Genomic DNA, 13,297 nt, shown 5'->3' on the forward strand with positions numbered 1-13,297 from the left:
TCACGTGACGAAGAAGATCCCGGCGTCGGTGCCGGCCGGCGTGTACTCGGCGAGCCGGGCCCGGAGGCCGTCCTCGCGCTGCGGCCGGTACAGGTCGTGGAAGGCGCCCGTCTCGGCGCCGTCGTCGGCGCCGCGCCGGATCTGTTCGGGGCAGCGGTCGGACAGCAGCGCGTACCAGGGCGTGCCGTAGCGCTGGGAGGTGAACAGCGGCTTGGTGTCCTGGCAGCGGTGCCGGGGCGGGGTGCGTGAGCCGGCGGGGACGGCGCAGTGGCGCAGGCAGCCGATGCCGCGGCGGGCCACATGGAGCCGGCCCGTGAAGACGCTGTTCTCCGCGATTCGCACCGCGTGCGTGTGGATCTCGCCGATGACCGTGGTGCGGTGCAGATGCAGCACCGCGTGGGCGTGGCGGCAGTCGGGGGCGGAGAGGGCCTCGCGGTCGTCGGCGGTGGCGTCGAGGACGCTGTCGCGGATGTGGATGTCGAGGGGGTCCTCGCTCACCTCGTCGCCGATGACCTCGATGGTGCCGAGGATGCTGTGCTCGACCTGGAGGCACGCGGTGGTGCGGTCCAGGACGATGCTCGGCTCCTCGGGCGAGTGCGGTGCGCACTCGGGCTCCAGCGACCAGCCGGGCACGAGCGTGCTGTGCCGTACGACGACGGCGCCCATCGCGCCGGTGACGTTGATGCCGCGCCCGGCGACCAGCAGCCCGTCGAGTACGACCCGGGGCCGCTCGTGCGGGGCGCAGTCGTCCGACACGGCCCGGATGTTGAGGGCGTCGGGGCGGTTGCTGTACCAGTCGAGCAGGCGGATGACGGGGCGGGTGCCCTCCGCCGCCCGCAGTTCGAGCCGGTCGCCCGGGTCGAGGTCGAAGTCCAGCTGTTCCTGGTAGGCGCCGCTGTGGGTGATCTCGATGATCCCGGCCGGCCCGGTCCGGCCGGCCCGGCGGTCGTGCTGCCAGGCCCGGTAGGCGTCCATGATCTGCCGGTGGGGCTGGCCGGGCCCGACCCGGTAGAACTCGGCGTCGGGACGCGGCTCCCGGTCGCGCTCGTACTCGCCGCCGCCCAGGTCGGCCGCGAAGGCGTAGTGGTAGTCGGCCCACACGCCCTGCCGGGGCGCGGACCGCGACCCGAACGCGATCCGGCCCAGCTCCGGGTCGACGGCCACCTGCCCGCGCCTGGGCCGGTAGCGCCAGTCCGACAGGTCGGCGACCACGATGTCCGAGGGCGGTACGGGATCGTCCTCGCCGTCGCGCCGGATGACGAAGCTCTTGCCGGGGCCGTAGTAGTCGAGCAGCCGGTCGTGCAGGAGACGGCGGGTGATGAACGCCGGGACGTTGTCGACGGTGGCGATGTGCGCCGGTGAGGGCTCCGGGAAGGGCTTGGTGGCCAGCGGGGTGTCGTTGCCGAGGATCGAGAAGGTGTAGAGGTTGCGGGCCCGGTCGATGCAGTAGGCCGGGGTCCGGGTCAGGGCGTACGCCTTCAGCCGCCACACGAACAGGGCGACGCCCGCCGGGGTCCGGCCGCCCTGCCGGTACCGGGACCCGGCCCGCCGGACGTCGGCCGTGCGGGCCGTTCCGGCGAACGGACCGCCGCCGAGGGCGAGTTCGGCGCCGTCGCGCAGATCGGTCAGCCGGCCGCGTCCGCCCCGGTGGGTGCCGGTGCCGTACAGCTTGACCGGCTGGGTGTGGGCGACCTGCCGGGACAGTTCGACGGCCCGGGCGGGCCAGGCCGCGACCTGCTCGGACAGTTCCTCCAGGAGATGCAGGGTGCCCTTGCGGCGACGGCTCGCGACCGTGGCGGCCACGTCCCGGCGCGGCGCGACGGCCTCGGCGAGGGCGGCCCGGCCGCCGTCGTGCAGGCCGGTGGTGAGGACACGTTCGTAGCCGGGCAGGGTGCGGTAGCCGACCAGGTCGCCGAGGTACGGCAGCACCCAGGGCGCCGCCGTCTCCACGAACAGGTCCTCGTAGCCCTGCTGGACGCCGTCGCGGACGCGGTCGATCTGCTCGGCGACCACGGCGAGCAGGGCGCGCAGCGGCTCGCCCTCCTCGGCGTCGCGCAGCCGGTGCCGGCGGGGCAGCAGGTCGGCGAGTCCGTCCGGCTCCCTGGGCACCACCGGGGCCGTCGTCTCCGACTGGGGATCCGGGGACATCACTTGACCTCCGTCAGAATCAGGGTGTCCGCGGCCCGGGGCGACAGCAGCGCGAGCTGGGCCGGGCGGATGCCGCGGAAGACGTACACCGACCGGCCCTTGGGAAGCCGCCGGGTGTCGGTGATGTCGGGGTTGAGGCGCAGCAGTCCGGCGAGCGGAACGCCGTACCGGGCGCAGACCTCCGACAGCGTCTCGCCGTTCTCGGCGCGGACCGTGTGGATCTTCTCGTCGTACGTCGCCGGGCGCGCCGGGACGGACGCCTTGGGCGGGCCGGGGCGGGTGAGCACCTCGGTGAGTTCCGCCGGGGTGGCGGAGGCGGGTACTCCGGTGAAGACGTCTACGTCCACGTAGTCGACGCCCGGCACGGTGTGGGCGGTGGCCAGGACCTCGGAGAGGCGGGCAGGCCGCCCCAGCTCCCGGCCCTCGAAGCCGAGCCGGTTCAGCAGGGCCTGCCGCAGCCGGGGTTCGACGTACTGCCAGGAGTGGCCGGGGGCGGTTCTCACCTTCGCGGCGATCAGCAGCAGGACCGGTTCCCGGCCGTCCACCCGGACCGGGAGGCCCGGGTCGCCGTACGCGGTGAGGGCGCCGCGCAACGCGGTCAGCGTGTCCGAGTCGGGGGCGATGGGCACGTCGTCCGTGCCGGCGACCGTCACGTGCAGCACCCTGCGCCGCCCGTCGAAGAGTTCGCGTGCCGCGGCCCGGCCGATGCCGGCGCGGGAGCGGGCGAAGTCCTCGTAGTCGGACTCGGACACCAGCCGGTCCAGCGCCGAGACGGCCAGCGGGACGGTACGGCGGGTCAGGCCCGGGCCGTCGGCGTCCGCACCGCCGGTGACCGGGCGCGGGTTGGTGACCGCGGTGACGCCGAGCGGCCGGGTGAGGGGCTGGGTGACGCGGTCCGCCGGCATGTTGGCCGCCTTGCCGGTGCCGAAGCGGTAGCGGGCGCGGACGTTCTCGTGGCCGGAGGGCAGCCGTGCGCCGTGCACACCGTCGCCGAAGGTCACCGTCGTGCGGCCGTCGGCGGTGGAGCCGGTGATGTAGACGCGTTCGGCCGGGCCGCGTCCGGCGAGGCTGTCGACCTCATGCCACAGCAGCCCGTCGACCCGGATCTCCAGGACCGGGGTGGCGCCGAGGGGGTTGTCGTCGGCGAGCCAGGTCAGCGGGGACTGCCAGAGCGCGAAGGTCTGGTTGACCCGGTCCGAGTCGCCGCTGCCGATGGCCTCCTCGCGGCTCTCGCCGTGGGTGGCCTCGACGACGTTGCCGAGGATGCGGACGCTTTCGCGGCGGTAGCGGTGGGCCAGGTCCCCGGTGAGCACGAGCCGGGTGTGGACGTGGTCGCCGGGCAGCCGGGGATCGACGGCCGGATCGGCGGCGGCGATCGTGACCACTTCGGTGGCCCGCACCCCGGCCGTGCCCGGGATGTCGCTGCGTTCGCCCGACACGACGAGCGTGCGGCCGGGCCGCAACCCCTCGTACAGTTCGCCGAGTTCGATCTCGTTGCCGTGCACGTCCTCGCCGAGGGGTTCGTCCGCGAGGCGCAGGGGCTCCCCCGCCGCGTGCACGGTGGTGTCGCGGATGTGCGACAGCAGGACGTCGAACTCGTCCAGCCAGGGGTCGGCGAGGGTGAGTTCGGTACCGCGGCCGGTGATGCCGTAGTTGGTGTACGCGGCGGTACGGGCGGCCACCACCTGGGTGGTGACGAACCGCAGCTTCGGATCGCCGGGCACTCCGCCCTCGGCGCCCTTGGCGGGCCGCCGGATCGCCACCCAGCTGCCGACGGTGATGCCCTCGTGCACGGTGTCCAGCTGGAGCGTGCGGCGGTTGACCGGCTCCGGCTTGCTGGCGATGACGACCTCTACGCCCGGCTCGGCGCTGCCCGCGGTGTACTTGAGGCCGACCTCGTACTCGCCGTGCGTGAACTGCTCGCTCGCGCCGGGCCTCAGGGCGATCTGCTCGGACGTGCCGTTGTGGACACCGACGTGGACCAGGCCCTCGTCGTCGGGCCGTGACACGAACAGGGTGCGCTCGGGCAGGGCGGAGAGGAAGCGGACCGTGACGCCGGGTTCCTGGGGGTCGGCGGGCCTGGGGGTTCCCCCGCTCGAGCGATGTCGAGAGTGGGGGAGGTTGAGCCAGTTCAGGTCGCGGTCCTGGCCGGAGCGCACGGACAGCTCGACCTGGCCGGGACCGAGGGTGAAGGTGACCGGCCGGGTGACGGGCAGGTTCTCGGCGCGCTGGTCCGAGCTGCTGCCCTCGACGTACTGGAACTCGGCCCGGACCGGTGACTTGCCCGTCGTGTCGAACACGACCCGAAGGCCGGCCAGCACCGCGCCGGTGAGGGGCCAGTCGGCGGTGCGGATGACCCGTCCGCGATCGTCCTGGACCGGCTTCAGCGGGGCCGCCGCACCGAAGGGGGCCGCGGTGACGCGCAGGGCGAGCAGTTCGCGCAGGAGCCGCGGGGCACCGGGGGCGGCGGCCGTGCGCCAGGCCGGGTAGACGCTGCCGAGGCCGGGGTCGAGGGCGGCGAGGAGCCGGGCGGTGTCAGTGCCCGGGAGCTGCCGACCGGTGGGGGCGGTGGGGGCGGATGTGCCGGCGCGCAGCGCGGGAAGCAGATCGCCCAAGGCTTTCAGAGCGGCGGTGCGTGGGTCGCCCCCCAGGGGCGCGGGGAACTGCGCGACCAGCCCGGACGGCGCCGCGGACTCGACCGTCTGCGCCGGAGCCAACGCCAAAGCCCGCTCGGCCAGTTCCGCCAGCACCGCTTCCAGCCGCTCGAACCACGCCCCGACGTCCTCGTACGGCGTGGCCAGCACCTGAGCCTCACCGAGCCTGGCAACGGGCTCCACAAGCCGCGCAGCGAGCCGCTCGGGCGTCTTCACACCGTCCAGGTCCGCCCGCAACGGCGCGAGCACCTGGTCCTCGAAGTCCTCGATCAGCCGGCTGACCGGACGCGGGTTGGGCACCTCCGGCGTCGGCGGCTCCTCCCCCGGCTCGCCGGGCAGCGCGGGCAGCGCGATCCAGCGCCGCACCTCGTCGACGAGTTCCTTCAGCGTCGGCGGCGCCGACTTCGGCAGCGAGATCGCCGTGATCCCGTCGTCCCGGTCGACCCGCGTCTTCGCCACCGGCAGCAGCTTGCGCTCGCCGCCCGCGCCTTCGCCGAAGACGAACAGCAGCTGGTCGCCGGTCTGGAGGGAGAGCCCCGTGCCCTCGACGAACAGCTCGGAGCGCTTCTCCAGGTCCTGCGGGGTGACGAGCGAGGGACGACGTCGCCGGACCTTCAGTTCGTTGAAGTCCCAGCGGGCCGTCAGGTCCCGGCTGGTCTCGAAGGTCAGCGACTCCTCGTCGGCCGACGCGGGCACGCTGTGACTGCGCGCCCCGCGCGGGACGAGCACGTTCTGGGCCTCGGCGCGCGGGTCGCGTTCGAGGGTGTACGCCAGGTGCGTGGCGGCGGCGACGCCGGGACGGGGGCGGTGCCCGACGAGCCGGCCGAGCAGCACCAGGGAGCGGTGCTCGTTCGCGGTGCGGATGTAGGCCTCGTCGGCGATCCGCTCGGAGTGGAAGGTGAGCAGGTCGCCGAGGACGGCGGTGGCGTCGAGCAGGCCGATCGCCGGGTCGTCCGGGGTGCGGACGGTGAGGTCACCGAGCGCCGGGTAGGCGGGCGAGGCGAGCCGGTCGAGCAGGGCGGCCCGGAAGGAGCCGTACGCGCCGACGCGGTAGTCCAGCGCGGTGCGGCCGGGCGCGTTGTGCGGCGGGGCGGGTGCGAGGCGCTCGTCGTGGCCGTCGCGGCAGCTGCCACCGCAGCCGCACTCGTCGGTCTGAGTGACCGGGTGCGTGTCCCTCATCGGGCACCTCCCAGGGATATCGCCAGCAGGCCGTTCTCCGGCCGGTCCGGGTCGTTGTCGCAGGTGGCGATCTCCAGCGGGCCGAGCCGCAGCACGCCGTCCTCCCTCTCTCCTCGGTCCTGTCCGGACAGCCGCCGCAGCCGGGTGACCTCGACGCCCTCCACTCCGGGCACGGCCGCGGCGGCGGCGACCAGGCGGCTGAGCCGGACCGGCCCGCCGAAGGTCAGCGCGTCCGGGTGGAAGAATCCGAGCCGTCCGCCGGGCAGCCGTCCGCTGCCGAGCACGCGGTACAGCTCGGCCAGGATCTGCCCGTGCTGGTGGCCGGGCCTGGCGCAGACGCTCAGGGCGATGTCGAGCGGCACCAGCCGGGCGGGCCCCACGACGAGGTCGTGGCCGATGCGCCGGTACGTCTCCAGGGCCTGGGCGACCGAGTCGAGCAGGTCCGGCGACGGGTCGGCGGTGCCGTACGCGTCGATCGCGACGTGCGCCTCCTGGACGCTGCCGGTCCAGCGGAGTTCGGCCGCCGCCCGCTGCACCCCGGGCAGCGCGCCTGCGAGGGCGGCGTAGTCCTCGGCGGTGACCGCGCGCAGCCGGGTGCGGCGCAGGTCGAGCGGGGCCAGCTGGCGCACCTGCTCGACGGGCTCGGGCCGGGTGCCGCCGGTGGCGGGCAGCGGGTTGCGTACGACGGCGACCGGCGCCTCGCACTCGCCCTGCACGACCAGGTGGTTGATGGCCTCGGCGCCGACGTTTCCGGCGGTGCCGCCGCCGAGCCGGTAGCGCGGCTCCATCTGGGCGCCGGGGGTGGGCTTCGCGCCGTGGCGGCCGTCGCCGAAGCGCAGGGCGAGGCGGCCGTCGTCCTCCAGTTCGCCCACGAAGTGCCGCTCGCGCGGCCCGCTGTCGAGCAGGTCGCGGCGCGGCGCCCAGGTCTCGCCGTCGCCGTGCAGGCGTACAGCGGGCAGCGCCTTGCGCGGATCCTGGTCGAGGGCGGCGGTCGCGGGGCCGCGCAGAACGGTCTCCTCGGGGTGCAGTCCGGCCGCGTACGCCGGGCCCCAGGCGTGGGCGATCTCCCAGGCGATGTGCCCGTCGAGCACGGTGCCCGCGCGGGCCCGGGCGGCGAGGACTTCGAGGCGGCGCAGTTTGGTTCCGAGCAACTGGTCGCCGCGGTGCAGGAGTTCGCGCAGGGCGCGGACCGGGTGGCTGCGCAGGTCGAGGCGTTCCAGCAGGTCGAGCCCGTAGATGACGGCGAGTTCGGCGATCTCCTTCTCGGCGAGGCCGTCCCGGTCGCGGGCGCTGCGCCACAGTTCGGCCAGCCGCTGCCGGACCTGGTCCGCGATGGCCGCGATCCGTGCGGCCTGTCCCGCCGCGACGGTGCCGGGGTCGGGGAAGGGGACTGCCTGGGTGACGGGCGTGCGGCCGAGGACCGGGCGGAAGCGGGGCGTGATGCCCGGGTAGACCGACTGGGCGAGCAGGGTGTGCAGCGCGGCGGCCTGTGCGTACGCCGTGCCGGGCACGACCTGTTCGTGCCGTTGGCCGGCGCTCTCCAGACCGAGGCCGGCGCGGTTGGTGGCGGCCTCGCCGACGACGTCGAAGAGCTCGTGGACGTCGCCGGGCACGAGCGCGCGGCCCGAACGGGTCTGTTCCGTCAGGGCGTTGATCAGCCGCGCGGGCGCGTTGCCCTCCTCGGTGTCCCGGCAGCCGGAGGCGGGCCGGTCGCAGGGGGCGACGACGGCGGGCACGGGCGGCACGGTGATCGTCTCCGGGAGCCCGGTCAGGGTGCGTCCGTGGTCCACGAGGACGACGTTGCCGCGGGCGAGGGTGACGTCCTCCACGGGCAGGCAGTCGCGGCCGCCGCGGGTGGCGAGGCGGAGCGGGAAACGCAGCGCGTCCTCGGCGGCCCAGGTGACCTCCAGGACCGGCTGGTCCTCGATCCGGTCCAGGCCGGGGGTGACGGAGGTGAGGCGGACGGCCTGGCGGTGCGCGGGGTCGGCGTCGCCCGGGGTGCCGGTGCGCGGGCCCTTCACCTCTTCCAGGACGATCACGTCACCCGGCCGCAGGGCCAGCCGGCGCTCGCGGCACGTCTCCGGGTCCGCCCACGCGTCCCGCAGGGTGGCCGCCGTGGCGCCCCGGGGCAGCGAGCACACCTCACCGCCCCAGGTCCACAGCCGGATCGCGTTGTGCGCCACGCGCAGCTCCAGCGGGTCGGCGGCGACGACCGGTTCGAAGACCTCGACCGAACCGCGCTCGTCGAGGTCCCCGAGTTCGGCCTCGTCGATCACCGTGCCGGGCTCGGGCCGGTCGTGCGGGTCCAGGCTGCGCACGTCGACGGATGCGAAGCGGAACGTGCCCGGGGCGAGCGTCCGGTCGTCCGCCGTCCGGACGGTGACGTACGCGCGGGCGTTGCAGCCGTCGTGCATCGCGTAGTCGATGAGCCGCACGTGGCGGCGGACGGAGACGCGGCGGCGGGCGGTGTCGAGGTAGGCCTCGGTGGCGACGGCGTCCTGCTGGTAGCTGATCCGGTCGCCGGTGTACGCGAGCAGTTCGACGAGGGTCGTGCCCAGGTCGGCGGGGTTGCGCTCGACCCAGTCGGGGGTGGTGAGCGCGAGCCGGTCCAGCAGGACCTTGCGGATGGTGTCGTAGTCGCGGGCCGTGTAGTCGATGACGGGCGCGGCCGGGAAGGACGGCTCCTCGTGCGGTTCGTCCTTGCAGTCGAAGGGGGTCGGGCAGTCGGCCCGGAAGGCGAACGTGGCGCTGTGGTAGCGCTGGTCGAAGCCGCGGTACGGCTCGGTGCCGGGCCGACCGTACGGGTCGGTCTCGACGAGCGAGAGCCGGTAGCGGGAGGTGTCGCCGGCCCGGTCGAGGGTGACGTAGAGCCGGTCGTCGAGCTCCGGGTCGTCGTCGCGTTCGACGCTGACGTCGAGGGCGGTGATGCCGGTGACGCGGCGGCCGCCGTCGATGCGGACGTTCTCGGGGCCGAGGCCGTGCGGGGCCTTGCCGAGGAAGGTGACGGTGAGCAGCAGCCCGGTGTCGTCGGCCTCGACGGTGTCGACGCCGTTCAGCCGGGCGGCCCGCACCTTGCTGCGGCGGGACGCGGTGGTGCCGGTGGTCATGCGGCGGCCCTCCCTTCGAAGACGTCGTCGCGCCGGGCGCCGGTGGCGCGGACGGCGTACGACAGGTGCACGCGCACGGAGTGGTCCTCGCTGACGATGTCGAGGGCCGTTATGTCAATGAGGTGGCCCAGCCAGCGCTGCAGCGCGGCCTGCACGGACAGTTCGAGCGTGCTGATCAGCTCGGGGCTGCTGGGTGCGAACACCAGGTCCAGCAGCCCGCAGCCGAAGTCCGGGCGCATCACGCGCTCGCCGGGGCTGGTGAACAGCAGCTGCTCGATCAGGTCGTGGACGTGCTCTGGGTGCGTGGCGTGCGCGGTGCGTCCGCGGCGGTCCGCCCGCAGCGGGAACGCGATGTCGGAACGGGGCCCGGCGGCCCGGCCGTGGGGGCTCATCGGACGGTGACCTTTCGCTGCGCGGCCTGGACGACGGGCGGCCCCTGCGGGACGAGGGCCGCGCTGAAGCACTGGGCCGCGGAGGTGTCGAGCAATACGGGCACGCCGTCGACCGTGATGCCGGTGCGGTCGGCGGTCCAGCGGACCGTGGCGCACGGCGTGGGCACCCGGTCGACGGTGTGCGGGCAGCCGGTGACCACGTAGTGGTGCGCGGCCGTGGCGACGGCGGCGCCCGCGACGCGCATGCCCCCGGCGGGTGGTGTGGCGGCGGTGACGCGGCCGCCGTGCGGGCAGCCGATCACGGCTCCCGCGTCGAGCAGATTCCCGGACACGTTCTGTCCCCCCGTCTATCGCTTCGAGAGCACGGTCAGCTGGCCCTCGTTGATCGTCACTTCACGTCCGCGCAGCACGATCTCGGCGCCCGCGCCGGTCGCGATGACCACGGCTTCCCTGGTGATGCGGATGGAGGCGCCGCCCTGGGCCTGCAGGAGGATCCCCTGTTCGGCGCCGGGCGTGTCGTTCATGACGACCTTGTGCGCCCCCGGCGTCTGCACGACGACCGGCTTGTTCGGCGATCCGGCCTGGAGTTCACGGCGGGCGTCGGGCGGCAGCTCGTCGGCGGCCCCGTACCAGCACCCCGTCCACACCGGGAAGCTGGGATCCCCCTGCTCGAACTCCACCCACACGCCCGCGCCGGGCGGCGGCACCACGAACTGTCCCGACTGCGGCCCGGTGAAGGGCAGGCAGGGCAGCGCCCAGGTCGACGGCTCGTCGCCGAGGACGTCGGGGACCTCGACGGTGACGCGGCCGATGCGCAGCGGGTCGTTGTCGTCGACGACCCGGCCGCGGAACTTGCCGAGGTAGCGATTGCTGGGTGCCGCCATGCTGAACTGCTCCTGATGTGAAGGGGTTGACCGCTAGGGCCGTACGTAGTCGCTGCGGGCTTCGAGGCCCTCGCGGGAGAGGGTGAAGTTCTGCTGGAACGAGCCGGGCCGCAGGTTGTGGGTGACGGACTTGACGTAGTAGTCGCCGTCGTAGGCCCGCCCGGCGCCCCGTACGCCGACGAGCTGGCGCGGCTGGAGGATGTAGCCGTGCCGGTTCACGTCGAGGGAGCCGGAGCCGGAGACGACGTCGGCGGAAACGGCCGCGCGGGCGAGCAGTTCGGCCTCGGCCTGCTCGCGCTGCTGCTTGGCGGTGCCGGACAGCGTCCTGCGCTTCAGGGCCGGGGTGGGGCGCCGGCCGAGCGGCGGCCGCAGCGGGCTGATCGGGGGTTGGGGCAGCAGCGTGGACTGCCGGGTCCCGGGGTCCTGCCAGCGGGCCTGCGGTTCCTCCCGGGCCGTGCCGTCGTAGGCGAACGTCATCTGGTCGACGGTGGAGTGGGCGTCCAGGTTGACGTTGAGGGCGTGCTGGCGGATGCCGAGCCGGACCTCTGGGCCCCAACGGGCGGACGACTGGCCCGGGTTCGGCCCCGGCTCCAGGTAGAATGTGTAGCCGTTGGCGCGGGCCAGTTCGGTGACGTAGCTCAGGTCGGTGCCCGTCTGGTAGTGCACCCGCAGGTCCTGGTGCGGGGGCTGGGCGACCTTCTCGGTGTAGACGTCGGGCCGGATTCCGTAGTCGGAGTAGCGGCGCAGGATGCTGAGCACGCGTGCGGACGGCGGCAGGTTGGGGTAGCGGGCGGTGCGCTCCTCCAGGTCCATGAGCAGGGTGAGGTCCTCGCCGGTGACGGTCAGGGTGGAGTGGCCGGGCCGGTTGCTGGCGCCGACCTCCTGCCGTACGACGAGCCCGTCGAAGAGCACGGCGGGCGTGCCGCGCACGTCGACGGTCACGATCAGGCGGGTCTTCGGGTCGAAGAACCCCTCGGGCAGCAGCCGGCGGCTGATGACGCCGTTCTTGGTGAGGTCGAAGGCGAGCTGGAATCCGCTGCGTTCGCCCGCGGTGGCGGTGATCTGGGCGGAGAGCAGGGCCTCGGTGACCTCGGCCGGCACGGGGCGGGCGAGTTTGGGCCCCATGAGGAGGGCGATGCGGACGGGGCCCTGCCCCACGGGCAGGTCAAACACGCCGGTCCCCCTGTGCGAAGCCGTCGGCGAGGGGGATGACGATGACCCGCCCGGCTTCGTCGGTCAGCTCGCGCGGGTCGAGTACGGGGTTGGCGTCGGCGATCTGCCACCACTGCCCCGGGTCGCCGAAGTACCGCTGGGCGAGCAGGTCGGGCCGCTCCCCGGCGCCGACGACATGGGGTGCGGCGTCCTGCCCGGTCTCGTCGAGCGGGGGCAGCAACCGGCGCTTGGTGTAGCGCACTTCGGTGCCGTCGGCCTGCCGGTGCACGCCGATCTCGGCGTCGTGGTACCTGCTGGTGCGCGGGTAGGGATGGGCGCCGGGCAGGGCGTCCAGGGCGCTCTCGTACGGTTCGATGTCGGCCATGGTGTGGCTCAGCCCCTCCTGATCGGTGCGCTCGCTGCCGTCCCGATGCCGCCGCCGAGGCCCAGCGCGCCGAGGCCGCCGCCCCGCGCCGCCGCGGCCAGCCGCTCCTTCTGCGCGAGGTGCGCCATATACAGGTCGGCGCCGCGGTGCCCGGCGGGCAGATCGCTGACGGTGAGGATCTTCATCCCGATGCTGAGCGAGGCACGGATCGGGTTGAGGTTCACGTCGGAGGCGGACTCGTTGACGGACAGTTCCGTCAGCCGCACGGGCATGACCCGCTTGCTGCCCCAGGTGAACAGCGTCAGCGGCATCTCGATCGGGCTGATCTCGATGGCGCCCTTCTGTGCCAGCCTGCTCGCGGCGCGCAGTTGAGCGGTGGTCGGCTGCACGAGCATCTCCAGCGTGGCCAGCTGGGGGTGGATCCCGTCGGGCGCGGCGACCTCGAACTGGTCGGTTGCGTCGATCTCGGCGGTGAACTTCCAGGTCTCCTGCGCGGGCCCCTTGAGCCGGAGTGCCTCGTTGCGGTCCCCGCTGCCGGTACCGCCGCCCCCGGCGTCCCCGCTGTCGCCGGCCGACTGGGGGCTGACGCTGCGTTCGAGGGTGTCCGGGTTGAACTGGAGGACGATGATGCGCTGGGGGGTGCCGGTGTCGGGGTCGACGACGACGACGCCGGATCGGACGGGTTTGGGGATGTCGGCGTAGCGGGTCACCGGCGGGCCTCCAGCCGCTCCGCCAGCGGGGCGTAGTCGTGTTCCGGGAAGAGCTCGGGGAAGAGCCCCAGCATGACCTCCATGTTGCTCACGACATGGTGGAAGGGGTCGTCCGCGAGAGAGACGTCGGTGAACAGGAACTGCCATCCGTAGGCGCCCTTGGTGATCAGCAGAGCGTCCAGATATCCGCAGTAGTCGAGGTCCGTTTTCCGGGGGCCGGTTTCCGGAATCGACACCCAGATCTCCAGCGGACTCGTGTGGGGCTGGACGCGCACCGCGGCCAGGAGCCCGGAGCCGGACTGCGGGTGCCCGTCGATCTCCCGGAGCTGTGCGGGGTCGACCGCGCCTGCCGCCGATCCGTGCCCGGCGGTGCTGGGCGGAACGGCGAACAGGGCGTCGTAGAACATGGGGAGCCGGAACTCCCCGGAAAGCCTCGGGAGGCCTTTCGCGGTCGCCCAGTGGCTGCCGATCTCGGGGAATCGCAGACCGCACCGCTCGATGTCCGGGTCGAGCGTCACACCGGCCCACTCCGGCTTGCTCTGCGCGATGGCGCGGACCTCCGCCGCCTGCTCGCTCAGGGGGCGGCCCAGGTTGCCGCCCTCCAGATCCTCGGCTCCGACCAGGTCGTCGAACACGACGATCGAGTCGCACGAGCGCAATTCCTCGATCATCCTCAGATAGTCACG

General features: G+C 73.8%; 10 protein-coding genes. All 10 read right to left on the reverse strand.

Going from position 1 to position 13,297, the window contains the following annotated elements; genetic code table 11:
• From HNR57_RS23200 to HNR57_RS23245, 10 genes are read right to left on the reverse strand one after another with little or no spacing between them, the layout of a single operon-like run.
• Positions 1-2,148, reverse strand: a complete 2,148-nt coding sequence (locus tag HNR57_RS23200) for a hypothetical protein (RefSeq protein WP_184562426.1) — start codon at positions 2,146-2,148, stop codon at positions 1-3.
• A complete protein-coding gene (locus HNR57_RS23205; RefSeq protein WP_184562428.1) occupies positions 2,148-5,981 on the reverse strand; it encodes a putative baseplate assembly protein in 3,834 nt (1,277 codons plus the stop codon). Before HNR57_RS23205 ends, HNR57_RS23200 begins: the two co-directional genes overlap by 1 nt.
• Complete coding sequence (locus HNR57_RS23210; protein WP_184562430.1) at positions 5,978-9,088, reverse strand: putative baseplate assembly protein; 3,111 nt, start codon at positions 9,086-9,088, stop codon at positions 5,978-5,980. Before HNR57_RS23210 ends, HNR57_RS23205 begins: the two co-directional genes overlap by 4 nt.
• Entirely contained in the window at positions 9,085-9,480 is a 396-nt protein-coding gene (locus HNR57_RS23215; RefSeq protein WP_184562432.1) for a GPW/gp25 family protein, read from the reverse strand. The genes HNR57_RS23210 and HNR57_RS23215 overlap by 4 nt, the downstream gene beginning before the upstream one ends.
• Complete coding sequence (locus HNR57_RS23220; RefSeq protein ID WP_184562434.1) at positions 9,477-9,812, reverse strand: hypothetical protein; 336 nt, start codon at positions 9,810-9,812, stop codon at positions 9,477-9,479. The genes HNR57_RS23215 and HNR57_RS23220 overlap by 4 nt, the downstream gene beginning before the upstream one ends.
• Before the next feature lie 15 nt (positions 9,813-9,827).
• Complete coding sequence (locus HNR57_RS23225) at positions 9,828-10,364, reverse strand: phage baseplate assembly protein V (RefSeq protein ID WP_184562436.1); 537 nt, start codon at positions 10,362-10,364, stop codon at positions 9,828-9,830.
• Positions 10,365-10,397: 33 nt separating this feature from the next.
• Complete coding sequence (locus tag HNR57_RS23230; RefSeq protein ID WP_184562438.1) at positions 10,398-11,537, reverse strand: hypothetical protein; 1,140 nt, start codon at positions 11,535-11,537, stop codon at positions 10,398-10,400.
• Positions 11,530-11,901: a LysM peptidoglycan-binding domain-containing protein gene (locus tag HNR57_RS23235; protein WP_184562440.1), complete on the reverse strand. Its 372-nt coding sequence runs from the start codon at positions 11,899-11,901 to the stop codon at positions 11,530-11,532. Before HNR57_RS23235 ends, HNR57_RS23230 begins: the two co-directional genes overlap by 8 nt.
• An 8-nt stretch (positions 11,902-11,909) precedes the next feature.
• Positions 11,910-12,611, reverse strand: a complete 702-nt coding sequence (locus HNR57_RS23240; RefSeq protein WP_184562442.1) for a hypothetical protein — start codon at positions 12,609-12,611, stop codon at positions 11,910-11,912.
• The gene (locus HNR57_RS23245; protein ID WP_184562444.1) at positions 12,608-13,282 is read right to left on the reverse strand and encodes a hypothetical protein; all 675 of its coding nucleotides are present in this window, start codon (positions 13,280-13,282) and stop codon (positions 12,608-12,610) included. Before HNR57_RS23245 ends, HNR57_RS23240 begins: the two co-directional genes overlap by 4 nt.
• Positions 13,283-13,297 lie beyond the last annotated feature (15 nt).

The organism is Streptomyces paradoxus (assembly GCF_014202475.1).
Classification (GTDB): domain Bacteria; phylum Actinomycetota; class Actinomycetes; order Streptomycetales; family Streptomycetaceae; genus Streptomyces; species Streptomyces paradoxus.